The sequence below is a fragment of the Pseudomonas sp. KD5 genome, assembly GCF_012932895.1.
Taxonomy (GTDB): Bacteria; Pseudomonadota; Gammaproteobacteria; order Pseudomonadales; family Pseudomonadaceae; genus Aquipseudomonas.
This window is the reverse complement of record NZ_JDWJ01000004.1, coordinates 124,656-148,585: the sequence shown is the minus strand read 5'-3', so window position 1 is coordinate 148,585 and position 23,930 is coordinate 124,656. Positions and strand designations below refer to the sequence as shown.

The 23,930-nt window shown below is 59.2% G+C and carries 25 protein-coding genes; 13 read left to right on the top strand and 12 right to left on the bottom strand.

Annotated elements, in window-relative coordinates; all coding sequences use genetic code 11:
• The first annotated feature begins 28 nt into the window (after positions 1 to 28).
• Positions 29 to 484, top strand: a complete 456-nt coding sequence (locus tag AF70_RS10440) for a thioesterase domain-containing protein (RefSeq protein WP_028939582.1) — start codon at positions 29 to 31, stop codon at positions 482 to 484.
• A 109-nt stretch (positions 485 to 593) separates the two neighbouring features.
• Here the strand turns inward: AF70_RS10440 and cysQ are convergent, their stop codons facing one another.
• Both cysQ and nudE read right to left on the bottom strand, forming a co-directional pair.
• Positions 594 to 1,427 carry a 3'(2'),5'-bisphosphate nucleotidase CysQ gene (cysQ, locus tag AF70_RS10435; RefSeq protein WP_019651490.1) on the bottom strand — a complete coding sequence of 278 codons (834 nt, stop codon included), beginning with the start codon at positions 1,425 to 1,427 and terminating at the stop codon, positions 594 to 596.
• Entirely contained in the window at positions 1,424 to 1,990 is a 567-nt protein-coding gene (gene nudE, locus AF70_RS10430; protein ID WP_018929298.1) for an ADP compounds hydrolase NudE, read from the bottom strand. The genes cysQ and nudE overlap by 4 nt, the downstream gene beginning before the upstream one ends.
• Positions 1,991 to 2,080: 90 nt before the next feature.
• On the opposite strand from nudE, the gene yrfG reads away from it, so the two are divergent.
• On the top strand, positions 2,081 to 2,743 hold the full coding sequence (gene yrfG, locus AF70_RS10425) for a GMP/IMP nucleotidase (RefSeq protein WP_007939517.1): 663 nt from the start codon (positions 2,081 to 2,083) through the stop codon (positions 2,741 to 2,743).
• 55 nt (positions 2,744 to 2,798) lie between these two features.
• Here the strand turns inward: yrfG and lysM are convergent, their stop codons facing one another.
• Entirely contained in the window at positions 2,799 to 3,239 is a 441-nt protein-coding gene (gene lysM / locus AF70_RS10420; RefSeq protein ID WP_018929300.1) for a peptidoglycan-binding protein LysM, read from the bottom strand.
• 137 nt (positions 3,240 to 3,376) lie between these two features.
• On the opposite strand from lysM, the gene AF70_RS10415 reads away from it, so the two are divergent.
• From AF70_RS10415 to AF70_RS10400, 4 genes are all read left to right on the top strand, one after another.
• Positions 3,377 to 4,264, top strand: coding sequence for a LysR family transcriptional regulator (locus tag AF70_RS10415; protein ID WP_019581758.1), 888 nt, complete (start codon positions 3,377 to 3,379; stop codon positions 4,262 to 4,264).
• A 94-nt stretch (positions 4,265 to 4,358) separates the two neighbouring features.
• Positions 4,359 to 5,198: a formate dehydrogenase accessory sulfurtransferase FdhD gene (fdhD, locus tag AF70_RS10410; protein ID WP_028939581.1), complete on the top strand. Its 840-nt coding sequence runs from the start codon at positions 4,359 to 4,361 to the stop codon at positions 5,196 to 5,198.
• Entirely contained in the window at positions 5,195 to 7,543 is a 2,349-nt protein-coding gene (locus AF70_RS10405) for an FdhF/YdeP family oxidoreductase (protein ID WP_028939580.1), read from the top strand. Before fdhD ends, AF70_RS10405 begins: the two co-directional genes overlap by 4 nt.
• Positions 7,544 to 7,792: 249 nt before the next feature.
• Positions 7,793 to 8,287 (top strand): glycine zipper domain-containing protein, encoded by a 495-nt coding sequence (locus tag AF70_RS10400; RefSeq protein WP_018929304.1) that lies wholly within the window; start codon positions 7,793 to 7,795, stop codon positions 8,285 to 8,287.
• 67 nt (positions 8,288 to 8,354) lie between these two features.
• On the opposite strand, the gene AF70_RS10395 is transcribed toward AF70_RS10400, so the two are convergent.
• From AF70_RS10395 to AF70_RS10380, 4 genes are all read right to left on the bottom strand, one after another.
• Complete coding sequence (locus AF70_RS10395; RefSeq protein ID WP_018929305.1) at positions 8,355 to 8,786, bottom strand: thioesterase family protein; 432 nt, start codon at positions 8,784 to 8,786, stop codon at positions 8,355 to 8,357.
• 74 nt (positions 8,787 to 8,860) lie between these two features.
• Entirely contained in the window at positions 8,861 to 10,087 is a 1,227-nt protein-coding gene (locus AF70_RS10390) for a 3-hydroxyacyl-CoA dehydrogenase (RefSeq protein ID WP_028939579.1), read from the bottom strand.
• Positions 10,088 to 10,210: 123 nt separating this feature from the next.
• On the bottom strand, positions 10,211 to 12,139 hold the full coding sequence (locus AF70_RS10385) for an ATP-dependent DNA helicase RecQ (RefSeq protein WP_028939578.1): 1,929 nt from the start codon (positions 12,137 to 12,139) through the stop codon (positions 10,211 to 10,213).
• 423 nt (positions 12,140 to 12,562) lie between these two features.
• Positions 12,563 to 13,066 carry a hypothetical protein gene (locus AF70_RS10380; RefSeq protein ID WP_028939577.1) on the bottom strand — a complete coding sequence of 168 codons (504 nt, stop codon included), beginning with the start codon at positions 13,064 to 13,066 and terminating at the stop codon, positions 12,563 to 12,565.
• A gap of 305 nt (positions 13,067 to 13,371) precedes the next feature.
• Between AF70_RS10380 and AF70_RS10375 the strand changes: the two genes are divergently transcribed.
• The 5 genes from AF70_RS10375 (at position 13,372) to AF70_RS10355 (ending at position 16,220) form a co-directional block, all read left to right on the top strand.
• Positions 13,372 to 13,656: a hypothetical protein gene (locus AF70_RS10375; RefSeq protein WP_019581750.1), complete on the top strand. Its 285-nt coding sequence runs from the start codon at positions 13,372 to 13,374 to the stop codon at positions 13,654 to 13,656.
• Between the two features lie 96 nt (positions 13,657 to 13,752).
• The gene (locus AF70_RS10370) at positions 13,753 to 14,880 is read left to right on the top strand and encodes a hypothetical protein (protein ID WP_028939576.1); all 1,128 of its coding nucleotides are present in this window, start codon (positions 13,753 to 13,755) and stop codon (positions 14,878 to 14,880) included.
• A 346-nt stretch (positions 14,881 to 15,226) separates the two neighbouring features.
• Positions 15,227 to 15,523 (top strand): hypothetical protein, encoded by a 297-nt coding sequence (locus AF70_RS10365; RefSeq protein ID WP_019581748.1) that lies wholly within the window; start codon positions 15,227 to 15,229, stop codon positions 15,521 to 15,523.
• 113 nt (positions 15,524 to 15,636) lie between these two features.
• The gene (locus AF70_RS10360; RefSeq protein WP_019581747.1) at positions 15,637 to 15,870 is read left to right on the top strand and encodes a hypothetical protein; all 234 of its coding nucleotides are present in this window, start codon (positions 15,637 to 15,639) and stop codon (positions 15,868 to 15,870) included.
• On the top strand, positions 15,867 to 16,220 hold the full coding sequence (locus tag AF70_RS10355; RefSeq protein ID WP_028939575.1) for a DUF1493 family protein: 354 nt from the start codon (positions 15,867 to 15,869) through the stop codon (positions 16,218 to 16,220). The genes AF70_RS10360 and AF70_RS10355 overlap by 4 nt, the downstream gene beginning before the upstream one ends.
• A gap of 147 nt (positions 16,221 to 16,367) precedes the next feature.
• Here AF70_RS10355 and AF70_RS10350 read toward each other — a convergent pair whose 3' ends face one another.
• From AF70_RS10350 to AF70_RS10340, 3 genes are all read right to left on the bottom strand, one after another.
• The gene (locus AF70_RS10350; RefSeq protein WP_019581745.1) at positions 16,368 to 17,909 is read right to left on the bottom strand and encodes a phosphoenolpyruvate carboxykinase; all 1,542 of its coding nucleotides are present in this window, start codon (positions 17,907 to 17,909) and stop codon (positions 16,368 to 16,370) included.
• A 179-nt stretch (positions 17,910 to 18,088) separates the two neighbouring features.
• On the bottom strand, positions 18,089 to 18,991 hold the full coding sequence (gene hslO, locus AF70_RS10345; protein WP_018929315.1) for an Hsp33 family molecular chaperone HslO: 903 nt from the start codon (positions 18,989 to 18,991) through the stop codon (positions 18,089 to 18,091).
• Between the two features lie 241 nt (positions 18,992 to 19,232).
• A complete protein-coding gene (locus AF70_RS10340) occupies positions 19,233 to 19,640 on the bottom strand; it encodes an RNA-binding S4 domain-containing protein (protein ID WP_018929316.1) in 408 nt (135 codons plus the stop codon).
• A 231-nt stretch (positions 19,641 to 19,871) separates the two neighbouring features.
• Here AF70_RS10340 and AF70_RS10335 point away from each other — a divergent pair, with 231 nt between their 5' ends.
• Both AF70_RS10335 and rimK read left to right on the top strand, forming a co-directional pair.
• A complete protein-coding gene (locus tag AF70_RS10335) occupies positions 19,872 to 20,333 on the top strand; it encodes an ATP-dependent zinc protease (protein ID WP_172901254.1) in 462 nt (153 codons plus the stop codon).
• A complete protein-coding gene (gene rimK, locus AF70_RS10330) occupies positions 20,330 to 21,235 on the top strand; it encodes a 30S ribosomal protein S6--L-glutamate ligase (protein ID WP_018929318.1) in 906 nt (301 codons plus the stop codon). The genes AF70_RS10335 and rimK overlap by 4 nt, the downstream gene beginning before the upstream one ends.
• Positions 21,236 to 21,415: 180 nt before the next feature.
• Here rimK and AF70_RS10325 read toward each other — a convergent pair whose 3' ends face one another.
• Together AF70_RS10325 and ompR are read right to left on the bottom strand one after the other, a co-directional pair.
• Positions 21,416 to 22,729, bottom strand: a complete 1,314-nt coding sequence (locus tag AF70_RS10325; protein WP_028939574.1) for an ATP-binding protein — start codon at positions 22,727 to 22,729, stop codon at positions 21,416 to 21,418.
• A 115-nt stretch (positions 22,730 to 22,844) separates the two neighbouring features.
• Positions 22,845 to 23,585, bottom strand: coding sequence for a two-component system response regulator OmpR (ompR, locus tag AF70_RS10320; RefSeq protein ID WP_007939544.1), 741 nt, complete (start codon positions 23,583 to 23,585; stop codon positions 22,845 to 22,847).
• Positions 23,586 to 23,930: the final 345 nt, after the last annotated feature.

The following is a 23,930-nucleotide window of genomic DNA, read 5'->3' as shown; positions in this document are numbered from 1 at the left end:
TCATCCTCATCAAACAAAAGGCCCGCGAATGAACCGCGACAGTCGTCACCTGGAATCGATCCTCTATCGCGACATCCCCCTCACGCGGGATATGGGCCTCAAAGTGCTCGACTGGCATGACCAACAACTGCGCCTGCATCTGCCGCTTGCGCCCAACGTCAATCACAAGAGCACCATGTTCGGTGGCAGCCTGTATTGCGGCGCGGTGCTGGCCGGCTGGGGCTGGCTGCATTTGCGTTTACGTGAAGAAGGTATCGAAGACGGACACATCGTGATTCAGGAAGGGCAGATCAACTACCCGCTGCCGGTCACCATGGACGCGACGGCGATCTGTCAGGCACCGAACCCGGCAGTGTGGAGGAAGTTCCTGGCGATGTATCGACGCTATGGGCGGGCGCGGTTGACGCTGCATTCGCGGATCGTGAATGCCGGGAGTGATGAGGATGCGGTGAGGTTTACCGGGCAATACGTCCTTCACCGGTAAAGCAAACGATCTTAAAAGATCGCAGCCTCGTTGCACTCGACAGCTCCTACAGAGAAGCGCGCCCCCTGTAGGAGCTGTCGAGTGAAACGAGGCTGCGATCTCTTGATCTTTACGCCCGAGCGAGCGCCAATAGTTTCTCCCGCCAAGCTGCTTTAGCCGGCAGCGCCAGGAAGAACTCATTCAGCAACGATTCCCGCGCCGGATAACAGAACGGCGCGCCGCTCAAATCCAGCACCTCACCGCCGGCGCCTTCCAGCACACCTTGAGCCGCGGCCGTGTCCCACTGCGAAGTTGGCGCCAATCGCGGATAACAATCCGCAGCCCCTTCCGCCAGCAGGCAAAACTTCAGTGAGCTACCGATATTCGCCAGTTGCAGCTCGCCCAGACTGTCACTCAACCCCGCCAGTAAGCGCTCCTGCTCAGGGCTTGAATGCCGACGACTGGCGACCACCGTGAAGGCTTCACCCGCAGCCGGCACCTCGCGAACCTGAATTGGCAACGGCTCGGCGCCTTTATCGCCACGCCAGGCACCCAGCCCAGCACCGCCGACATAAAAACGCCCGCTGGTCGGCATCGACACCACGCCGAACACCACACGCCCCTGCTCGATCAGCGCGATATTGACAGTGAACTCTTCGCTGCCGGAGATGAACTCCTTAGTGCCGTCCAGAGGGTCGACCAACCACCAACGCTGCCAGCCGGCACGCACGCTCTGGGGGATGTTGGCATCCTCTTCGGACAGCACCGGAATAGTCGGGTCCAGCGCCGTCAACCCGGCAAGAATCACATGGTGAGCGGCCATGTCGGCAGCTGTGACCGGGGAATCATCGGACTTTGCGGTCACAGCAACGTTGACGCGCCAGAACGGCAGGATCGCCTCGCCAGCCTTCAATGCCAGCTCGACCACCGGCGCCATCAACGGATGGGGAAAATTCAACTTCATGGCAGGAACACCCCACGCTGAGTCAACAGATCACGGGCCAGATACAGCGCCGCCAAGGCACGGCCCTCGGTGAATCGCGGGTTCTGCGCCAACGCCGACAATTCCCGCAGGTTGATCTTGTCCATCCCCATCGGCTCGGGCTCGTCACCCTCCAGGCGTTCTTCGTACAAATCGGTGGCCAGCACCACCTGGATCTTCTGGCTCATGTAGCCAGGTGACAACGACAACTCGGTCAGATGCTCCAGTTGCCGCGCGCCATACCCGGCCTCTTCCTTGAGCTCCCGCTCGGCCGCCGCCAGCACGTCTTCGCCCGGCTCGATCAAGCCTTTGGGCAGGGACAATTCGTAGGCATCGGTGCCACCGCAGTATTCCTCCACCAACACGGCGTGGTCCGCGTCGAGCATCGCCACGATCATCACCGCACCATAACCAGCGCCTTTGCCGACCAATCGCTCGTAAGTGCGTTCCACGCCATTGGAAAAGCGCAATTTCAGCTCTTCGACACAGAATAATCGGCTGGTGGCGACGATCTCGCGGGCGAGTATGGTGGGTTTCTGGCGCATGAGAAGCTCCTTGGCGTGAACGCGTTACTATACCCGGCCTATCCTGATTGTTTACCTCGGATATCTTTTTTACCGCTGGAGAAGTTTTTTATGTCCCTGCTGCCCTGGCGCGACATCGATACCGTTCTGCTGGATATGGACGGCACGCTGCTGGACCTGCACTACGACAACCATTTCTGGCTGGAACACCTGCCAAAGCGTTATGCCGAGTTGCACGGGGTGAGCCTGGCCATGGCGGAGCTGGAATTGCAGCCACTGTTCGAGCGCCATGCCGGTCAGTTGCAGTGGTATTGCCTGGACTTCTGGAGCGCCGAACTAAAGTTGTCGGTGCGCGAACTGAAACTGGAAACCGCGCACCTGATCGCCCTGCGTCCGGATGCGGACACTTTTCTGGCAGCAATCAAACAGGCCGGCAAGCGCGTGGTACTGATCACCAACGCCCACCGCGACTCGTTGTCATTGAAACTGGAAAGAATTGAACTGGCGCCGTATTTCGAGCGCTTGATCAGCTCTCACGATTACGGTTTCGCCAAAGAAGACCCGCAGTTCTGGGATGCCTTACAGGCCGATATCGGCTTCGACCCGGCACGCTGTCTGTTCATCGACGACACCCTGCCGATCCTGCGCAGCGCACGCAACTTTGGGGTGGCGCACCTGCTGGCCGTCAGCGAGCCGGACAGCCGCAAAGGGCCGAAGGACACGGCAGAGTTTGCGGCGGTGGGGGATTATCGGGAGCTCATCGCAGGGCTTTAGAGTCTGACGCGGTCGTTGTGGCGAGGGAGCAAGCTCCCTCGCCACAGGTTCTGTGTTATTCAGGAATCCGCAACACCTGCCCCGGATAGATCTTGTCCGGGTGCGAAAGCATTGGTTTGTTGGCTTCAAAGATTTTGTTGTACTTGTTCGCGTCGCCGTATGCCGCCTTGGAAATCGCGCTGAGGGTGTCGCCCTTTTTAACGGTGACGAACTGCGCTGCCTTGGCAACCGGCCCCGTTACGGTGATCTGGTCATCGACGCTACCGACACCGGCAATATTGCCCACGGCCAACAGAATCTTTTCCTTCTCTTCCTGGCTTGCCACTTCACCGGTGACGGTGACTTTGTCGCCATCGATGGTCGCCTGAACATTCGGGTTACCCAAGCCGACCTTGCTGATGTGTGCCTTCAGCTGCTCGCTGGCGTTGGCATTGCCGGGTGTCAGCAGATCAATAAGTTTTTCACCTGCTTCTTTCACAAAGCTAAAAATACTCATGGTGCACGCTCCTTGGGGTTTGGGTTCCAGACGCCCAAGACTAGACCAGTCGTTTGAAGACCGGTTCCCAGCCGACCAATGACCCAACCCCGCGCAGGCGGTAGAATCGCAAACCTTGCCGGCGCCCTGGAGCGAAGATGGACATCAAGCAGCTGAAATTCCTCATCGCTCTCGACGAAACCCGACACTTCGGCCAGGCCGCCGCGCGTTGCCACATCACCCAGCCGACGTTGTCCATGCGTCTGCGCAGCCTTGAGGAAGAACTCGAACTGCCGCTGGTCAATCGCGGCCAACGCTTCGAAGGTTTCACTGCGCCGGGTGAGCGCGTGCTGGCATGGGCGCGTACGGTGCTGGCGGCCTACGACGGTTTGCAGGCCGAAGCGGCGGCCTGTCGCGGCAACCTCGTGGGTACGTTGCGTCTGGGGGTGGTGCCGCTGTCGAGTTTCGACCCGGTGCCGCTGATGCAACGCCTGCACGCCGCACACCCGAACCTGCGGTTCGAACTCTCGGCCCTGAGTTCCGAACAGATCCTTGAACAACTGGCGAATAACCGTCTCGACCTCGGCGTATCGTACCTGGAGCATCTGGACGGCGAGCGCTTCGACTCCCTGGCGTTCAGCGAAACCCACATGGGCCTGCTCTACGATCAACGCTTCTTCAGTTTCGGCGAGACGCCACTGAGCTGGGAGTCGCTGATCGAACTACCCATGGGCATGCTCACCAGCGGCATGCATTTTCGTCAGTCCATCGACCATAACTTCCACAGCCGTGGCCTGACCCCACAGCCGTTGCTGCAAACCGATGCAGTCCACCAATTGTTACAAGCGGTACACGGTGGCCTGTGCTGCGCGGTGATGCCGCTGAACAGCGGCCTCGAAAACCTCACTGATCACTTGCGCCTGCAACCCATCGAAAGCGCCCAGACCCTCGCCCGGCTGGGGCTGATCATGCGTCGTAGTGCTCCGCGTTCGGCCTTGGCAGAAGCCTGTTTTGCGATCTATCAGAAATCACTGACAGACTCTTGATCGACGCCATCTATCGGTAGATCAGTAATAGCGATTAGACGTGACATGTTGACACGCCTAGGCTTAAAGCTGACCAAACCGTCGGTGATGCCTAATGAACGCCAAGCGCCCCGGCTGCGCGGCGCCCGCTCTCGAAACGCCCGCGCCCGCCGCAAGCCAGACATACAGTTACTGCAACCTTGAATACTCCGAATCATCCAGCACCGCGCTGGCCGAAGAAGTCGCGTTGGCGATCGCCTACAACGGCATCAGCCAGGCCGTCATGTTGGTGACGCCGACGGACCTTGAAGACTTCATCGTCGGCTTCAGCCTCGGCAGCGGCATCATCGAAGACGCTTCAGACATCTATGACCTGCAACTCAGCGGCTCGGGTTCGGCGCAATACGCGCAAGTGACCATCGCCAACCGCGCCTTCTGGAACCTCAAGCAGCAGCGCCGGCAACTGGCCGGCACCAGCGGTTGCGGGCTCTGTGGCGTGGAAGCGGTGGAGCAAGCGCTGCCCGATCTCAAGGTGCTGCCCGGCGCCCCGCTGCCCCCGGCCGAATGGCTGGACGGCCTGCGCCATCGCATCGGCGAATTCCAGCCTTTGGGCCAGCATTGCGGCGCGGTGCATGCGGCGGTGTTCATGAATGGCAAAGGCGAATTGCTGCTGGGCCGTGAAGACATCGGTCGGCACAACGCCCTCGATAAGCTGATCGGTGGGTTGATCCGCCAGAAGATTCCGACCACCGATGGTCTGGCGATTGTCACCAGCCGTTGCAGCCTCGAATTGATCCAGAAAGTTTTACGCGCCGGCATCCAGACCCTGGTCAGCCTGTCGTCGCCCACGGGCCTGGCCGTGCAATGGGCCCGTCGACACAACCTCAATCTCATCCACCTGCCGCAAAAAAGTGCGCCGCGGGTCTACAGCCCCGCGACGGAGAAACAAGCGTGAGCCAACACCAACAAGCCGACCAGAAACCCGTTCCACGTTACAAGCCTTATAAAGGACCGGCCGGTGGCTGGGGCGCGCTGGCCAGCGTTGCCCGTGCCTGGTTGACCAGCGACAACGCGTTGAAAAATCTGCGCATGATGCTCAAGACCAACAAGAACGGCGGGTTCGACTGCCCCGGTTGCGCCTGGGGCGATTCTAAGGAAGCCGGCATGGTGGCGTTCTGCGAGAACGGCGCCAAAGCAGTGAACTGGGAAGCGACCAAACGGCGTGTCGATGGCGCGTTTTTCGCCAAGCACAGCGTTAGCTCGTTGCTGGAACAAAGTGATTATTGGCTCGAGTACCAGGGCCGTCTGACCGAGCCGCTGAGCTATGACGCCGAAACCGATCGTTACAAACCGATCAGTTGGGAAGCCGCCTTCGCCCTGATCGGCAAACACCTGCAAGGGCTGTCGAGCCCGAATCAGGCCGAGTTTTACACCTCGGGCCGTGCCAGCAACGAAGCGGCGTTCCTCTATCAATTGTTCGTGCGCGCCTATGGCACCAACAATTTCCCCGACTGCTCGAACATGTGCCACGAAGCCAGCGGTGTGGCATTGGCCCAAAGCGTCGGAGTCGGCAAAGGCACCGTGACCTTCGACGATTTCGAACATGCAGATGCAATTTTTGTCTGGGGCCAAAACCCTGGCACCAACCACCCGCGGATGCTCGAGCCACTGCGCGAAGCGGTGAAACGCGGTGCGCAGGTGGTGTGCATCAACCCACTGAAAGAGCGCGGCCTGGAACGCTTCCAGCACCCGCAACACCCGATCGAAATGCTCACCAACGGCGACAAGCCGACCAACACCGCGTACTTCCGTCCGGCATTGGGCGGCGACATGGCGATCATGCGCGGCATGGCCAAGTTCCTGCTGCAATGGGAGCGCGATGCGCAGAAGGCGGGTGAGCCTGCGGTGTTCGACCACGACTTCCTCAATGAACACAGCGTCAATGTTCTGGAATACCTCGGCATCGTCGACGACACCCCGTGGGAGCAGATCGTCGAGCAATCCGGCCTGCCCCTGGTGGAAATCGAGCAAGCGGCGCGCATGTACGCCAAAGGCAAGAACGTGATCATGTGCTGGGCGATGGGCATCACCCAGCATCGCCATTCGGTGGCGACCATCCAGGAAATCGCCAACCTGATGCTGCTGCGCGGCAACATCGGCCGGCCGGGGGCCGGTCTGTGCCCGGTGCGCGGCCACAGTAACGTGCAGGGCGACCGGACAATGGGCATCAACGAACGTCCGCCGGCGGCGCTCCTCGACTCTCTGGAGCGGCGCTTCCAGTTCAAGGTCCCGCGCGAAAACGGCCACAACGTGGTCGAGGCGATTCACGCCATGGCCGAAGGCCGTTCGAAAGTTTTCATCGGCCTGGGCGGCAACTTCGCCCAAGCCACCCCGGACAGCCCACGGACCTTCCAGGCCCTGAGCAACTGCGACCTGACCGTGCAGATCAGCACCAAGCTCAACCGCAGCCATTTGATCCACGGTAAAGACGCGCTGATCCTGCCGTGCCTGGGCCGCACCGATATTGATATCCAGACCGAAGGCGCCCAAGCGGTGACCGTGGAAGACTCCTTCAGCATGGTCCACGCCTCCAACGGTCAGTTGCAACCGTTGTCGAACCTGATGCGCTCGGAGCCTGCAATCATCGCTGGTATCGCCGCCGCGACCCTGGGCAGCAAACCGGTGGACTGGAACTGGCTGGTGGCTGATTACAGCCGCATCCGCGACCTGATCGCCGACACCATCCCGGGCTTTCGGGACTTCAACGAGAAAGTCCAGAACCCCGGCGGTTTCTACCTGGGCAGCAGTGCCGGCGCACGTCGCTGGAATACCCCATCGGGTCGGGCCAATTTCCGTCCGAACACCCTGCCCAAAGACCTGGTACACGAACGCACCCGCGCCACCGGCGTACTGCCGGACCTGATCATGCAGTCGATGCGCTCCCATGATCAGTACAACACCACCATTTATGGTCTTGATGATCGTTATCGCGGGGTGAAAGGTCAGCGGGATGTGTTGTTCGTCAATGAAGCCGACATCATTCGCCTGGGCTTCAAACCGGGGCAAAAGGCTGACATCGTATCGATCTGGGATGATGGCCGTGAGCGGCGGGTCAAGGGTTTTACCCTGCTGGCGTTTGATATTCCTGCCGGGCAAGCGGCTGCGTACTATCCGGAAGTGAACCCGCTGGTGCCGTTGGAAAGCACTGGGGATGGCAGCCATACGCCGACGTCGAAGTTTGTGTCGATCCGGCTGGAGGCGGCGAGTGAAACCGGGTTGATCATGGCCAAGTCAGCTTGACGCAGCGATGGCGGTAGCCCACTCAACAAACTCTTCCGATCCGTACTTTCCAATCGCCCACAAAAAAGGCCGTTTTCATATGAAAACGGCCTTTGAGAAGTAGCTAAAGACCGGCGAAAAACACTTAAGTTCCGCCCAAAAAACAGCAACTTATAGAAATGTGCTCAAGTCGTGTTATTCGTCGGATTTCTATTGTCACAACCATGACACAGCCTCAGGATCGCGCCGTCATCCCCTTGAGGTTCCTCTATGAAGTTCTCCTCGATTCTCTTGTTGTCCCTTGGCCTGGTCAGTGGCTTCGCGTCTGCTGGCGGCACCACCGAAGCAGGTGTGGGCGGCGCATTGGGCGGGGTTCTTGGCTCGGTCGTCGGTCAATCACTAGGCGGCAGTACAGGTTCAACCATTGGCGCGGCCCTGGGCGGCGCGGGTGGTAGCGCAGTTGGCGCAGACAGACGCAGCCGTGGCGAAGCCGCCATTGGCGGTGCGTTGGGCGCAGCTGGCGGTAACGTGGTCGGCCGCAGCATGGGCGGCACCACCGGTAGCCTGATCGGCTCCGCAGCAGGCGGCGGCCTCGGTGGCGCGCTGGGTAACCATATGGGCAACAGCAGCAATGACGACGATGATCGTCGTTCCTATCGTCGTGGTTATGACGATGATGATCGTCGCTACTACCGTGGTCACCCGGGTCGCGGCCATGCGTACGGGCATCGCAAGCATCACCATCGCTATCACGATGACGACTGAGGCTTGAATCGCCTCGTCGACCGTTAGATCCAAAAATCGCAGCCCTCGGGCTGCGATTTTTTTGCCCTCAGATCGCCAGTCGCTCCAACGCCCCGCGCAACCCGGCAGGAATCGCCACCGGCTGATTCGACAGCCGATCGACGAATACATGCACGAAGCGCCCTGCCGCGCAGGCCTCATCTTCTCCAGCCTTGAACACCGCCAGCTCATACTGCACCGAACTGCTGCCCAACTTGCCGACCCGCAGGCCAATCTCGATCCGATCCGGGAAGGCGATAGACGCGAAGTAATCGCAGGCCGAACTCACCACAAAACCCACCACCTCACCGTCATGGATATCCAGGCCGCCGACTTCGATCAGGTAGGTGTTCACCGCCGTATCGAAAAAACTGTAGTAGGTGACGTTATTGACATGACCGTAGGCGTCATTGTCATGCCAGCGGGTGGTGATGGGCTGGAAATGGGGGTAGTCGGTGCGATGGGGCATCGGGTTGGACATCAGCGTCGGTTCCTGGAGTTGGATGGCCAGTTTAAGGTGAAACTGCGAAGGCGCTGTCACAGGCACTACCTAAATCACATGTCGGTAAACCCTCTGCCCTGCGCCGCCAACTCCCCAATCAACCGTGCCGGGGCCCAGTGATCCCCCTGTTTGGTCTCAAGCTGCAACAACCGCAGATGAATATCGTCCAGCCCTTGCTGATCCGCCCAGGCCATCGGCCCGCCCTTGTCCGTCGGGAAACCATAACCGTTGAGGTACACCAGATCGATGTCGTGCGCCGACGCCGCAATGCCTTCCTGAAGGATCTTCGCCCCTTCATTGACCAGTGCCAGCAAGCTGCGCTCAAGAATCTCCTCTGGCCCTATCTCACGCCGCTGGAACCCCAACCCTTCGCTGATTTCCAGTACCAGCGCATCGACTTCCACATCATGCTCAGCCTGACGACTGCCCGGCTCGTAATGGTAATACCCGTCGCCGCTCTTCTGACCGAAACGCCCGAGCTCGCACAAACGATTGTCCACCTGAACCTCCGGCGCATCCTGGCCCTTGCCAGCCAGCTCCCGCGCGCGCCACTCCAGGTCAATGCCGACCACGTCATACATGCGGAACGGCCCCATGGCGAAACCAAAACCTTGCAGCGCTGCATCCACCTGATAAGGCAACGCCCCCTCCAGCAGCATCTTGCGCGCTTCGAGCACGTACGGATGCAGCATGCGGTTGCCGATGAAACCGTGACAGTTGCCCGAGACCACGCTGACCTTGTCCATGCGCTGGCCCAGTGCCAGGGCTGCATCAAGCACCGCCGGAGCGGTCTGGGCGCCGCGTACGATCTCCAGCAATTTCATGATGTGCGCCGGGCTGAAGAAGTGCAGGCCCAGGACCTGCTGCGGGCGGCGAGTGGCGGCGGCGATGGCGTCGATATCCAGCGCCGAGGTATTGCTGGCCAGAATCGCTTCAGGTTTGAGCAGGCCATCGAGTTCGCGGAAGATTTTCTGCTTCAGCTCGAGGTTTTCGTAGACCGCTTCGATAACCAGATCAACATCGCGGATCGCCGCGTAATCGGCAGCCGCCGTTACCCGTGCAATGCGCGCATCCGCCTCGGTCTGATCGATCCGCCCCTGACGCACGCTGTGGGCGTAAGTGTCAGCCACGCTGGTCAGCGCCTGCTCAAGCATCTGCGGATTGTTATCGACCCACTGCACCGGCACCCCGGCGCTGGCCAGGCACATGACAATGCCACGGCCCATGGTGCCCGCACCAATCACGGCGGCGCGCTGAATATCGAACGATGTCTGGCTCATGGTTGTTGTTCTCTTATTGGCGATCCGAAGACAGTCCTCACCATAGTCAGCCGATGGGTGTTTTTGAAGTTTATTCCTGTGATGGGCGACATTCAGCGGATGGATGCGTCCCGATCCCGCGGGTTAGAGGTTCGCCTCAGCCCACGTCCGGACCTCGGCATACGGATAATCTTCCAGCACCGCAAACCCAGGAATCGACCGCGCCTTGAGCTTGGTAAACAACGGCACGCTGATCCCGCACAAAAACCGCGTCACGCGCTCCGCCGATGGAGCACTTCCCGTGTGCTGCTGGTGCCTGTGGATAAAATCACCGCACAGCGCCTCGAAATTTTTATCCACAAGCGCCGGCAATTCCGGTGGTTCGGGTAACCGCGCTACGTGGCCGTGACACACCGAACAATGCCCGCATCGCTGTGGCGCGTTTTCATCGCCGAAGTACTCGGCCAGGCGATATCCCAGGCAGTGGTCGGTGGCGAACAGATCCAGCATGGCGTGAATCCGCGAAATCTCGGTGCGTTCGTGCTGGGTGAAGTAGGTGTGCAATTCGGCGCTCAAGGCCTGGGAATCGAAGTCGGCTTGCAGCAGGCTATAGACCTCCGTCATCTGCTTGCTTTCAAGCTCCACCCAGCCCTTTTCCTGGAAGTAATCCAGCGCCTTGACCACTCGACTGCGCTCGGCGGAATGCTGCTGATACAGTGCGTCGAAATTCACCGTGGCCCAGGTCCGTGCGCGACTGGAAGTCTGGATGATCGCCGAGACGAAGTCCCTGCGCTCACCCTCGAAACGGGCCAGCAACGCTTCCGGCTCCTGCAAATACTTGAAGCGGTATTCCGCGTAATAGGCATAGCGCGGAGCGATCAGCCCACGCAACTCCAGCTGTACCAGCAAGGTCTTGAGCGGTAACTGGCGAATGTTGCTCTGATCGGCCAAAGGCCCCAGCAGAAACTCCCACTGCCCCTCGGGCGCTGCGGCTTGCAACTCGTCGAGCACACAACGAATGCCGTCCCGCTCCGGTGTGTCGCCGTAGACGAAATTCTCCAGCACGTTGAGGCTGTCGCGGTTGGCCAGCACCAGGCAATCGGACGGCTGCCCGTCACGCCCGGCGCGGCCGATTTCCTGGCTGTAGTTTTCGATGGATTTGGGCAGGTCGAAATGCACCACGTTGCGGATATCGCTTTTGTCGATGCCCATGCCGAAGGCAATAGTGGCGACGATGCAATTGGACTGCCCACCCATGAACCGGCGCTGAATCGCTTCCCGTTGCTCGTGGGGTAAACCGGCGTGATAGGCCTCTGCCTGTATACCGTTGCGCCCCAGGTGTTCGGCGATGTGCTCAGCGGTTTTCTGCAGAGTGACGTAGACAATGCTGGGCTGGCCGGGACGCTGGCTCATCCACTCGACCAGGCGGCGGCGCTTGTCCTGGCCACGCACCGGTTCCACCAACAGATTGAGATTGGGCCGGTAGAAACCGGTGGTCACCACATCCTCAGGCGCAATGGCGAACCGGGCCTCCATGTCGGCGATCACCTTGGGTGTCGCGGTGGCCGTCAGCAGCAGCGCCTGAGGGATGTTGAACTGGCGCTGATAGTCCGGCAGCTTGAGGTAGTCGGGGCGGAAGTTGTGACCCCACTCGGAGATGCAGTGGGCCTCGTCCACCACCAACAGCGAGATCGGTACCTGCTGCAAAAAATGGCGAAAGCGCTCGTTCTTCAGGCGCTCCACGGAAATCATCAGAATCTTCAATTCACCAGACTTGGCCCGGGCCATCACATCGCTGGCGTCATCGCGACTCTGGGCCGAATCAATACTGCCCGCCGCAATCCCATGGCGCTGCAAGAACGCTAACTGATCCTGCATCAACGCCAGCAGAGGCGAGACCACTAGCGTCAGGTGCGGCAGCAGGATGGCCGGTAACTGATAGCACAGGGATTTGCCCGATCCGGTAGGGAAAATCGCCGCCGCCGAACGCCCGGCCAGTACCGCGCTGACCGCCGCCTCCTGGCCGGGCCGAAACTGTGGATAACCGAAAACCTGTTCCAGGGTGTTGTGCATAAGCTGTCACTCCGTTGACCGCTGCGAAGCCCAAAGCCTAGCCGGCGAACGCAGCAAGTCGAGAAAAGGTCGGGGGCAAAAACGATACGGGATGATACAGCGTCAACCCATCGATTCCTTCGCCACAGATTGAAACAAACGAGGCACTTTGCCCCCTGACATCAGCCCCCTGTCAGCCGATAAGGTTCGCCCCGAGAAAAACCATTATCCGCGAAGTTTTCATCAAGGCAGGACGCCTGCACGCGGATCCTCACAAAGGAACAATCATGCCTGACACTCTGTTTTTTCCAATCGCCTTTGTCTTTGCATCCCTGCTGCTGAGCGGCTGCATGAAGCTCCCTGACGAACCCCCTCTCCTCGCAACGCCTACGACTCTGGGCGGCACCTCACAGACTTAGTCATCAATTGACTGACGCCGGGTGGCTATGGCACCAACACCGCCACCCGCAACTGCTCATCCAGCGCCTGTTCATGAAACACCCGGCTCTTGCTCGCCCAAACCGTATAAGCCGGGCTGATTTCGCCCGTAAACGCCGCCGCCAGCTGACGCAGATCGTTGACGCTACGTACACGAGGACAGAAGAGTTGGTCCTCGCAGTTCTGACTGGCACTGCGATAGGTGATCAGCAACCGATCCCACAACCCATCACGCACTTGCCTGACCGACTTGAGCTTCACAGCCCGCACGCCCAGTCGCTGTTTCAGCCCCTGCTCATCCAGCGCTTCGCTGGCCAGCAACGCCTTGCCCACCATCAACACCTCGGCGCGAGATGCGGTATCGATGTCCGCTTGGGTGGTCAGCGCATCCGGCCAACCGGTTCGCTCCATGTTGGCGCGGACCAGCGAATGACCGACGTCGGCAGCACCCGCTATCCGACAAACACCGGCCCACAACAATAAAATCGAGGCCACACGTAGCCATTGCATGCCTAATTCCCTTTAAGAGTCGACCCAGACGCTTCGAAACGTCCTACACATTCTGGCGCGCACCCTCCAGAGACTGGATGCGTTAAGCCTGACAATCCCGTAGGAATATCGACCTCCAGGGCAAAAGCTTAAAAAATTGTCGAGGGGCGCGTAGGCAAAGGGCGATAACACCGGTAAACCCCCTACAAAACCTGTCCACTTGCACCACCTTGCGACGCCTCGCTGTGGCCCTCTATAGTTTTCGACACGGCTGGAAACACTGTATCGGCCCGTCGGAGCGACTTCGTACAGGACACGCCTCAACCATGAAAACGTTCAACCCGTTGACCAACCGCTATCGCCCACTCAAGACCAGTTGCAGCGACACCTCGGTGCTGGTCATCGACACCGATGCCAGCCATGGCGACCTGCTCGATGCCGCCCAACAACGCCTGCGTGCGGCCAGCGATCTACTGGAAACACTTTACTGTTTATGTTTCAAACAGGCCGATGTGAAAGACATCCCCAACATCGTTAATGCGCTTTATTTATTAACACAAGACGGCTGCGAATTACTTGAAGTCGCAAAGCAACAAATACATCCAATCTGAAAAAATAAAACTACAAACCCCGCAACAACCAATCGCTTTATTATTATAAGAATCAACACTAGCCTACTTGCTCTTACATCAACTAAGGGCAACACAATGACAGCATTAACCATTTTCTTTTGCGGTACCGGCTCGACAAAGTTCGACAGTCAGAACCCAACTTACTGGAACGGTGAATTGGTCTCGACACTGGCATCCCATCACGGTGGTCGCGAATTTGCCGAATGGGTCGTGATCGATGGTCCCGGCACCAGCAACCTGCAAGCTGACGAACTGTTCACCCAATCCAAGGATTATGGACTGAGCGGTACGCTGTTCGGCAAAGGCTGGGGAGAGAACGTCCAGCACGCCATCAACATCATCAAAGGCAAGTGCGACTGGGAGCGTGAGAAGCTGACTGAGACTGAATACAACCGACTCAAGGCTGCTGGCATTCCCATTGAAGACGTCATCGTCGAAGGTTCCTGGATGTGGCGCAAGTACAACTACGGCGACCGCAGCGTGACCCAACAGAAGTTACAGGAACAAATCATCAAGACCTTTCGTAAAGATGGGATTATCCCCACCAAAGTTAACTTGGTAGGTTGGAGTCGTGGCGGTATCAGTTGCCACATGCTGGCCAACGCCATGTTCAAGGACAGCGCCCTGAAGAACATCCCGGTGAATATTTTTGCGATTGATCCGGTGCCGGGCATCGGCAACTTTCAGGAAGACAAAGTAAAACTCAATACCAACGTAAAGGAATACGTCGGTTTCTACGCCCGAGACGAGCGCTCCAAAGGCTTCAGCTGCGTTATCCCACAAACGGCAACCGGCACCCGGACCCACATTTACCCCATGCCCGGCCGCCATGGCACGCTGGTCGGTAACGCCGCAGCAGACGGTGTCAGCGGCCCCAAAGCATTGGCCGAACCAGGGCGCATCGTCCGCCACTTCGCCGAAGTCTGCCTCCAGCGCTGGGGTGTGCGACTCAACAAGCCGCTGAACCTGACCCAGGCCGATCTGGATAACCTGCGCAAGACCATGGTCAACGACGAAGCCAAGTACCGGCTGATGCACAAGTATTCCTACACCTACTTCACCGAACTGGATCAAGGCGAACGCTACGTTTCGCTGGGCAGTAAAGGGGTCAACTTCTCAGCGGTTAAAGGCACGATCTACACGCCGACGACCGGGCTGACTACCAGCGTGCTGGATGGTGCAGCGTATCGGTCTATTTGTTGAAAACGATGGCGGATCGGTAGGAACGGCCTATGAAATCTTCATACCGTTCCTACAACAGAAGGCACCTTGTCGCCTATCGCCGCACTGTAGCTCAAATCTATAGTCGTGACCGTCGCTGCCAAATCAGCGGCTCGGGCTTGGTCACCCGAATGGTTCATATATGCGCGTCCGTTGTATGCTGCCGGCACTTCAAGTGCCTGCACGCTATATGGTGGCTGTGTTTGGGACGCTCTCGGGCGTGCCAGGAATGTGAGCCTCACTGGTTGACCAACCCGAACACAGTCCGCCTCCCATCGCTTGGTCACGATGGCGGCGGTTACTCCTGATGCATTTGAGGCTACAAACAATGAATTCATGGAAACCGTTCACCGATCGTTACCGCCCACTCCAATCCAATCTCACCGATACCCCGCCCCTGATCATCGACACAGAGGCCAATCCCCAAGACATCCTCGAAGCCGCCCTCCAGCGCATCCGAGCCTCCAGTGATCTACTCCAAACCCTGCACTGCCATTGCTTCAAGCAAGGCGATGTCGAAGACATTCCCCACATCACCCACGCGCTCTACTTGCTGACCCAAGACGGCTGCGACCTGCTGAAAGTCGCCCAGCAACGCATGATGGGTTGGAAAGCACCGGCCTAACGCCGAGTGAAGATCGTTCCCATGCTCCGCGTGGGAATGCCTCTACGGACGCTCCGCGCTCGACCCTTGGGACGCAGAGCATCGAAAGCCGTCATCGAACACTGGAGATAACCATGAGCATGTTTTTTGATGAGCTAATGGAAAGCGTGCAACAGATGAACGAAATCATCCGCGGCGGGCGTGAGCCTCCCCGCGAACTTCATGTTGATGCGTTGCAAGTCCAAGAAATTCGTATGGCTACCGATCTGACTCAGACCAAGTTCGCAGCGTTTATTGACGACCGACTCGCTGCAAAGTCAGGCTTAATCAGCCTCATCGATATACACCCAACGGACGATGCACCATGAATCTCGCCCCCAACTTCCCCGACGATCACGCCATGCACCTGCTCATGCAGCTACTGCACGAAGAACTCGGCCTGCCCGAACGCAAAACCATCAGCCTCACCACCTCGATCAACTTCGACCTGGGCTGTGACGGCGCAGATGCGCGGCATCTGATGGAAGCGCTGGAAGAACAGTTCGCCATCGACTTCGTCGACTACGACGCGTATCGGTACTTTCAGCCTGAAGGGTTTGATGTGTTTCTCAAGCGCCGGGCGAAGGGTCGTGGCGACAAAGTGCCGCTGACCATTGGCATGCTCTATAAAGCAGTCAAGAAACAACGGTGGGACACGCAGGAAGTGGAAGGGGTCTAGGGGATCTGATCAACAGAAGTGGAATTATTCTGGCTGCTTAGCGTGTTTACTGCGGGAATATTGCCAGTTATGCCTCAAGGGAACTGAATCAGCGCCCATAAAAAAGCCGCCCCAAAGGGCGGCTTTCTCATTACATCAAACCAACTCTTACAACTTCGGCCCAGCAGCCTTGATCGCGTCGCTCACGTCGAACTTCTTGAAGTTCTCAACAAACAACCCGGCCAGTGCTTTAGCAGCTTCATCGTAAGCAGCCTTGTCAGCCCAGGTGTTACGTGGGTTCAACAGGCCAGTCTCAACGCCCGGTACAGCCAATGGCACGTCAAGGTTGATGGTGTCCAGGTGTTCAGTCTCGGCACCGATCAACGCGCCGCTCTGGATCGCTGCGATCACGCCGCGAGTAGTCGGGATGTTGAAGCGTTTGCCGACGCCGTAGCCGCCGCCGGTCCAGCCGGTGTTGACCAGGTAGACCTTGGAGCCGAAGCCGCGGATGCGTTTGATCAGCAGTTCAGCATATTCGCCAGCCGGACGCGGGAAGAACGGTGCGCCGAAGCAGGTGGAGAAGGTCGACTTGATGCCGCTGCCGGAACCCATTTCGGTCGACCCCACCAGTGCGGTGTAGCCGGACAGGAAGTGGTAGGCCGCTTGTTCTTCATTGAGGATCGACACTGGCGGCAGCACGCCGGTCAGGTCGCAGGTCAGGAAGATCACTGCGTTTGGCTCGCCGCCCAGGTTCTTCTCGGAACGCTTGGCTACGTGCTCCAGCGGGTAGGCGGCGCGGCTGTTCTGGGTCAGGCTGACATCGGTGTAATCGGCGTGCTTGGCGTCGTCGATAACAACGTTTTCCAGGACTGCGCCGTGTTTGATGGCTTTCCAGATGACCGGCTCGTTCTTCTCGGACAGGTCGATGCACTTGGCATAGCAACCGCCTTCGATGTTGAACACCACGCCCTCGCCCCAGCCGTGTTCGTCGTCACCGATCAGGTAACGGCTTTCGTCGGCGGACAGGGTGGTCTTGCCGGTGCCGGACAGACCGAAGAACAGGGTCACGTCGCCCGCTTCGCCGATGTTGGCGGCGCAGTGCATTGGCAGCACGTCGGCGGCCGGCAGCAGGAAGTTCTGCACCGAGAACATGGCTTTCTTCATTTCACCGGCGTAGCGCATGCCAGCGAGCAGCACTTTTTTCTGCGCGAAGTTGATGATCACGCAACCGTCGGAGTTGGTGCCGTCACGCTCTGGCACGCACTCGAAGTTGGCGACGTTCAGAACTTGCCACTCTTCACGACCGGCCGGGTTGTACTGGGCCGGGTTGATGAACAGGCAACGACCGAACAGGTTCTGCCAGGCAGTCTGGGTAGTCATTTTCACGGCCAGGTAGTGCTCTTCAGCCGAACCTACGTGCACGTGGGAAACGAAATGCTCTTGCGCGTTGTTGAACGCCTCGACGCGAGCCCACAGGGCATCGAACTTGTCGGCCGGGAACTTGCGGTTGATCGGACCCCAGGCAATAGCGTCCTGGGTGGTCGGCTCTTCAACGATGAAACGATCGACTGGCGAACGGCCGGTACGGTGACCGGTGCGAACAACCAGCGCGCCGGTATCGGCAAGCTCGCCTTCACCGCGACTCAGGGCTTGTTTAACCAGATCATCAACACTCAGATCGGTGTACACGGCGTTATTGGCTTGCGTCATGAGGTTCCCCGTCGGCCAGTGGCCGAGTGCTCCAAACGTTTTGTAGTAGAAAGTCGTGCACTACTACCGCGAAAAAAGTGGGCCGGATTATGCCAGAAAAGCCCAAAAAGTGTAGGGCCCTCCCGTCAGAACGGCGTTATTCCGGCGCTAAGCAGTGAATTTACCTGCGCTGAAGCGTTTTAGTGACGGGTATCTGACGGCGTATCAACCCCTGCTCCGGCGAATAATTGAGTGATATCGGCCGCGTCGAACAGGTAGCGCTCGTTGCAAAATTGGCAATCGACCTCGATGCTGCCGCCATGTTCGACGACCAGCTGCTGCGCATCTTCCAGACCCAGACTGACCAACGCATTGCCCGAGCGTTCCCGGGAGCAACTGCAATGGAAGCGCAGTTTCTGCACATCGAACAGACGCACTTGTTCTTCGTGGTACAGGCGATGGAGCACGGTTTCGTTGTCCAGGCTCAGCAATTCGTCGGCGGTCAGGGTGCTGGCCAGGGCGGTGATGTGCTGCCAACTGGCGGCGCGATCTTCTTCATCTTTCAGACGGTCGGCAGGCAATTGCTGCAACAGCAGGCCACGGGCACGACGGCCGTCGGCGTACAACTTGAAGCGGGTGCCAACCTGCTGCGACATGACGAAATAGTTGGTGAAGCAATCGGACAGGGTTTCGCCGTCGAGATCGACAATGCCCTGATAACGCTGGCCTTGAGTCGGGTCGACCGTCAGCGCCAACACGCCATTGGGCATCAGGTCGGCGAGCGTCGCATCGGGCGCGATCTGCTCGGCGTCGTAGCGGGCCAGGCCGCGAATTTCGCGCTCGCTGGAGCACTCGATCATCAGCATCGGCACCGGGCCTTCGGAACGGGCCTGAAGAATCAGCAAGCCGTCGAACTTCAAGGTGCCTACCAGCAACGCTGCAGCCGCCATCAGCTCGCCCAGCAGTTGCGCGACCGGCTCCGGATAGGTGTGTTTGGCGAGGACTTCGGCATAGCTACGCTCCAATGCCACCAGTTCGCCGCGGGTGTCGCTGTCATCGAAGATGAAGCGTTGGGTGTAGTCGGTATCCGGTAGATCGGTCATAGGTCTGGGTATCTGAAGTGGTGACAAAAAAGGTTACAAAAAATGAAACACGCTGTAGCAGCACTTTTGGGGGTGAGCTTAGCCATAGCGGCATTTTATGAACAATTCGGGGTTGTTCCAAGCAAGGTCAAACCTCGGTTTTCGACGAGCGGTGCTTTCACCTGCGAAATGCGCCGTGGGCGAATATCCCCCATATGGCTGCACAGGCAGGCGATTACAAGTCTGCGCCCGACGGCCGTCACTACTCGTCGTTGCTGCTGCCGCGAAACTTGAACAAATCCCGGCGCTGTTTCTTGCTCGGTTTGCCGTCGGTGCTCACGCCCAACGCCCCGGCCTTGCGCATGGCCGCCGCCGCTTCGCGCTTGGCAATGCTGGCTTCGGTTTCGGCATACAGAGCCTGGGCTTCCGGCGCGCCACGACGCACGATCGACAACGCCTGGACCACCACCGTGCGTTCCTCGAAGCCGGTGCGAATCTGAAACTCGTCGCCGATCCTCGGCTCCTTGCCTGGCTTGCAACGCTCGCCCCGGCAATGCACCTTGCCGCTTTCAATCGCGGCCTTGGCCAAGGCACGTGTTTTATAAAAACGCGCGGCCCACAACCATTTATCGAGACGGACCTTGTCGTCCTCTTCGCTTTTTTGTGCCATTGGATGACCTCATTCTGAAATATCGATGAACTGTACTACCGTTTCTGTCGTGCCATGAATCACAACGCTGTGGATTAGAATGCAGGCATTCCCCCCTGTTTGAGGGATGAAAATCCGGGCCGTAGATATCTGTCGCCTTTTACCCATTATTCTGCGTGAATACCGCGAATTCGGCCGCACACGGCCTGAGCGGTTTTTGCCGGTTGAGCACTTTTGAAGACATTTGACCATTTGACCGTTGTCGGTCTGCGCGAGTGGGTGGCGCTCCCGGATTTGGGAGTCGCGGGCCTTCGGGCAAAAATCGACACTGGCGCGAGTACCTCCAGCCTGCATGCCACCGACATCGAGCCGTTCGAGCGCGACGGCGAACAGTGGGTGCGCTTCACCGCGCACCTGGGCACGGTGGTGCAATTGCGTCACCGGCGCTGCGAAGCACCGCTGGTGACGATGAAAACCATTAAAAGCTCCAACGGCCACGCGCAGATGCGCTATGTGGTCAGTACCACCCTGGCCCTCGGTGATCGGGTCTGGCGGGTCGAGTTCACCCTCGCCTGCCGCAAGTCCATGCGTTATCGCCTGTTACTCGGTTCCAAAGCCCTGATCGACGGCCAGTTGGTGGTCAATCCGGGCATCAAATATGTACAAGACAAGCCGGTGTTCCCGGTATCTACCCTCTCCACAGGTGTTGCATGAAGATCGCTGTGCTGTCGCGGAATCCGCGTCTGTATTCCACCCGTCGCCTGGTCGAAGCCGGTGTAGAGCGTGGCCATGAAATGGTGGTGATCGACACCCTGCGCGCCTACATGAACATTGCCAGCCACAAGCCGCAAATCCACTACCGTGGCAAACCGCTGGAGGGTTTCGATGCGGTGATCCCGCGGATCGGCGCGTCGGTCACGTTTTATGGCTGTGCTGTGCTGCGCCAGTTCGAAATGATGGGGGTGTTTCCGCTCAACGAATCGGTGGCCATCGCCCGTTCCCGAGACAAACTGCGTTCCCTGCAATTGCTGTCGCGCCGGGGGATCGGTTTGCCGGTCACCGGTTTTGCGCACTCCCCGGATGACATTCCCGACTTGATCGAGATGGTCAACGGCGCACCGCTGGTGATCAAAGTGCTGGAAGGCACCCAGGGCATCGGCGTGGTGCTGTGTGAAACGGCGACGGCGGCGGAGTCGGTGATCGAGGCCTTCATGGGCCTGAAGCAGAACATCATGGTCCAGGAGTACATCAAGGAAGCCGGCGGCGCGGACATTCGCTGTTTCGTGGTCGGTGACAAGGTGATCGCGGCGATGAAGCGCCAGGCCAAGCCGGGGGAGTTTCGCTCCAACCTGCATCGCGGCGGTAGCGCGAGCCTGATCAAGATCACCCCGGAAGAACGCATGACCGCGTTGCGTGCGGCGAAGGTCATGGGGTTGGCGGTGGCGGGGGTAGATATCCTGCGCTCCAATCATGGGCCGCTGGTGATGGAAGTGAACTCGTCGCCAGGGCTTGAAGGGATTGAAACCACCACCGGGAAAAACGTGGCGGGGATCATCATCGAGCATCTGGAAAAGAATGGCGGGCCGAATATGACGCGGACCAAAGGTAAAGGGTGAAGCTTACTCAGTCCCTGTGGCGAGGGAGCTTGCTCCCGCTGGACCGGGCTGGCGCTCCAGGCCGAAGGACTCCCGAATCCGGCAACCGTGTTTTGCATTGAAATACGGTTGCCGGATCTCACGGTCGCTGCGCAACCGAGCGGGAGCAAGCTCCCTCGCCACAGAGGTTGTGTACGACGCTTAAACCGCATCCCGCGGCAACATCAACCCAAGCGGCAACCGAACCCGTGCTTCCAGCCCACCACCGGAGCGGTTGCGCAGCTCGACATTGCCGCCATGCATCGAGGCGATCCGTTTCACGATCGCCAGCCCCAACCCCGTCCCCTTTCCGCCCCGGGCCCGATCGCCACGGGTGAACGGGTTGAAAATCGCTTCCAGCTCCGATGGATCAATCCCCGCGCCGCGGTCCATGACACTCAGCACCACATATGGCGCACTGGTATCCCCGGACACATAAGCCGCCACTTCCACTCCGCTGCCAGCGTGATGCAGGGCATTACCGATCAGGTTGTTCAGCAACCGCTTCATCGATACCCGACGCAACGGGAACGGCTGGATCGGTTCCAGGCGCAAGTGCACTTTTTCTTCGTTCTGGTTGTACGGCGCGGCGACTTCGCGAACCAGATCGCTCAGGTCCACTTCTTCCACCAACTCGTCACGACCGTCGCGAATGAAGGCCAGGAACTGGTCAAGAATCGCGTCCATGTCTTCGATGTCGCGGATCATGTCGTCCGTCAGGTCGCTGTGATCACCCATCAGTTCCAGGGACAGCCGCAAACGGGTCAGCGGCGTGCGCAGGTCGTGGGATACCCCGGCCAGCATCAGTTCGCGCTCGCGCCCCGCCTGTTCGACGTCTTCGGCCATCTGATTGAAGGCTCGATAGACCTCGGTCATTTCACTCGGCGTGTCGCTGATCGGCAGACGTACGCTGCGGCCCTGACCGAGTTGCCGCGCGGCATAGACCAGACGTTTCAACGGTTGATTGAGCTGGCTGACGAAAATCCACGCCGAGGCGGTGGATAGCAGGCCGATGGCGAGGAACCAGCCGAGTACGTTCCAGATTTTCTGCCCGCGCAATGGATGCGGGTACAGCGGCACTTTCAGCCAGCCATCGCCCAGGCTGGGCGCCCGGACCCATAAGGCAGGTGGCGAGTGCATGCGTAAACGCACCTCCGTATCTGCACCCAATTCGTCGCGCATCTGCCGCTGATAAATCGCGCTGTACGGCCAGTGCTGCTCACCTTCCGGCACGCCGGCGCCTACCACCCGGATCAGGGTCGCAGCATCGGCAATCTTCGCGCGGTTCTCTTCATCGGCGGCCCAATAGGCGCGCAGCGTCAGGGCGACGCCGTGGCTGTATTGACGATCCACCAGCACGTCTTCGTTCATCAACAGATAAACCAGGGTCAGCGCCTTGGAGAACAGGACGACGATCAGCACCAGCCACAGGGTGCGGGAGAAGAAGCTCTGGGGGAACCAAACAGGGGTTTTCATGGGTAACCGCTACACACTTGCAGGAGCGAGCGATGCTCGCATATTGCGGATCGCGAGTCTGCGGGAAAGGTCATCCGACCCGTTGCCCGCAGGACCCGCTCCTACAAATCACCGATCACTTCGTGGCGGCGCCATCCGGAACGAACACGTAGCCCACGCCCCAGACGGTCTGGATGTAGCGCGGCTTGGACGGATCGGGCTCGATCATCCGGCGCAGACGGGAGATCTGCACGTCGATGGAACGCTCCAGGGCATCCCACTCGCGGCCACGGGCCAGGTTCATCAGTTTGTCGCGGGTCAGCGGTTGACGGGCGTTCATGACCAGGGCCTTGAGCACCGCGAACTCACCGGTGGTGAGCATGTGCACTTTGTCGCCACGCTTGAGTTCGCGGGTGGCCAGGGACAGCTCGTAATCACCGAAGGTCACGCTTTCGTCTTCGCTGCCCGGCGCACCCGGCACCGGTGCGGCCTGGCGCCGCAGCACCGCTTTGACCCGGGCCATCAGCTCGTCCGGGTTGAACGGCTTGGCCAGGTAGTCGTCGGCGCCCAGTTCCAGGCCCTTGATGCGGCTCAGCTCGTCGCCCTTGGCGGTGAGCATGATGATTGGAATCTGATTGTTCGCCGTGCGCAGGCGGCGGCAGGCGGTCAGGCCGTCTTCGCCGGGCAGCATCAGGTCGAGGACGACCAGGTTGAACACTTCACGCGCCAGCAGGCGGTCCATTTGTTCAGTGTTCGGGACGGCGCGGGCACGGTAGCCCTTGCTGACGAAAAAGCGTTCCAGCAGGCTGCTCAGCCCTGGATCGTCGTCAACGATAAGAATTTTTTCGCCTTCAGCAGTTTGTGCAGTGCTGCTCATTGGATGCTCCTTTGATCTCGGCGCGCATTATGGCGTAGCTGCCGTTATACGCACCGTGTGCATTGTTAGCAGATTTTTCCTTCACCGCCAGAAAACCAGTCTTTTCGCCTACAGCCTGCAATGCCCCCGAATGACACAACGCTGGTTATAATGCGCGGCCTTTTGTGTCAGGCAACGTCTGATCGTTATTGCCGGTAACTACTTTTTATTTTCATGGTGCTGGCAGTAATTGTTCGATTTCACGGGTCAACGGCAAGCCTGTTGATCCAGGTAGCGGCGCTCGCCAGGCCGCTCAACCAGACTCGCGAAGGCCCTATTTCCGCGCCTGCGAGCCTGCTTTCACAA

What these genes read in the sequence shown, in the direction of transcription:
- AF70_RS10440 (WP_028939582.1), top strand. Translation starts at nt 29, where the DNA reads ATGAACCGCGACAGTCGTCACCTGGAATCGATCCTCTATCGCGACATC.
- cysQ (WP_019651490.1), bottom strand. Translation starts at nt 1,427, where the DNA reads ATGAAGTTGAATTTTCCCCATCCGTTGATGGCGCCGGTGGTCGAGCTG.
- nudE (WP_018929298.1), bottom strand. Translation starts at nt 1,990, where the DNA reads ATGCGCCAGAAACCCACCATACTCGCCCGCGAGATCGTCGCCACCAGC.
- yrfG (WP_007939517.1), top strand. Translation starts at nt 2,081, where the DNA reads ATGTCCCTGCTGCCCTGGCGCGACATCGATACCGTTCTGCTGGATATG.
- lysM (WP_018929300.1), bottom strand. Translation starts at nt 3,239, where the DNA reads ATGAGTATTTTTAGCTTTGTGAAAGAAGCAGGTGAAAAACTTATTGAT.
- AF70_RS10415 (WP_019581758.1), top strand. Translation starts at nt 3,377, where the DNA reads ATGGACATCAAGCAGCTGAAATTCCTCATCGCTCTCGACGAAACCCGA.
- fdhD (WP_028939581.1), top strand. Translation starts at nt 4,359, where the DNA reads ATGAACGCCAAGCGCCCCGGCTGCGCGGCGCCCGCTCTCGAAACGCCC.
- AF70_RS10400 (WP_018929304.1), top strand. Translation starts at nt 7,793, where the DNA reads ATGAAGTTCTCCTCGATTCTCTTGTTGTCCCTTGGCCTGGTCAGTGGC.
- AF70_RS10395 (WP_018929305.1), bottom strand. Translation starts at nt 8,786, where the DNA reads ATGTCCAACCCGATGCCCCATCGCACCGACTACCCCCATTTCCAGCCC.
- AF70_RS10390 (WP_028939579.1), bottom strand. Translation starts at nt 10,087, where the DNA reads ATGAGCCAGACATCGTTCGATATTCAGCGCGCCGCCGTGATTGGTGCG.
- AF70_RS10385 (WP_028939578.1), bottom strand. Translation starts at nt 12,139, where the DNA reads ATGCACAACACCCTGGAACAGGTTTTCGGTTATCCACAGTTTCGGCCC.
- AF70_RS10380 (WP_028939577.1), bottom strand. Translation starts at nt 13,066, where the DNA reads ATGCAATGGCTACGTGTGGCCTCGATTTTATTGTTGTGGGCCGGTGTT.
- AF70_RS10375 (WP_019581750.1), top strand. Translation starts at nt 13,372, where the DNA reads ATGAAAACGTTCAACCCGTTGACCAACCGCTATCGCCCACTCAAGACC.
- AF70_RS10370 (WP_028939576.1), top strand. Translation starts at nt 13,753, where the DNA reads ATGACAGCATTAACCATTTTCTTTTGCGGTACCGGCTCGACAAAGTTC.
- AF70_RS10365 (WP_019581748.1), top strand. Translation starts at nt 15,227, where the DNA reads ATGAATTCATGGAAACCGTTCACCGATCGTTACCGCCCACTCCAATCC.
- AF70_RS10360 (WP_019581747.1), top strand. Translation starts at nt 15,637, where the DNA reads ATGAGCATGTTTTTTGATGAGCTAATGGAAAGCGTGCAACAGATGAAC.
- AF70_RS10355 (WP_028939575.1), top strand. Translation starts at nt 15,867, where the DNA reads ATGAATCTCGCCCCCAACTTCCCCGACGATCACGCCATGCACCTGCTC.
- AF70_RS10350 (WP_019581745.1), bottom strand. Translation starts at nt 17,909, where the DNA reads ATGACGCAAGCCAATAACGCCGTGTACACCGATCTGAGTGTTGATGAT.
- hslO (WP_018929315.1), bottom strand. Translation starts at nt 18,991, where the DNA reads ATGACCGATCTACCGGATACCGACTACACCCAACGCTTCATCTTCGAT.
- AF70_RS10340 (WP_018929316.1), bottom strand. Translation starts at nt 19,640, where the DNA reads ATGGCACAAAAAAGCGAAGAGGACGACAAGGTCCGTCTCGATAAATGG.
- rimK (WP_018929318.1), top strand. Translation starts at nt 20,330, where the DNA reads ATGAAGATCGCTGTGCTGTCGCGGAATCCGCGTCTGTATTCCACCCGT.
- AF70_RS10325 (WP_028939574.1), bottom strand. Translation starts at nt 22,729, where the DNA reads ATGAAAACCCCTGTTTGGTTCCCCCAGAGCTTCTTCTCCCGCACCCTG.
- ompR (WP_007939544.1), bottom strand. Translation starts at nt 23,585, where the DNA reads ATGAGCAGCACTGCACAAACTGCTGAAGGCGAAAAAATTCTTATCGTT.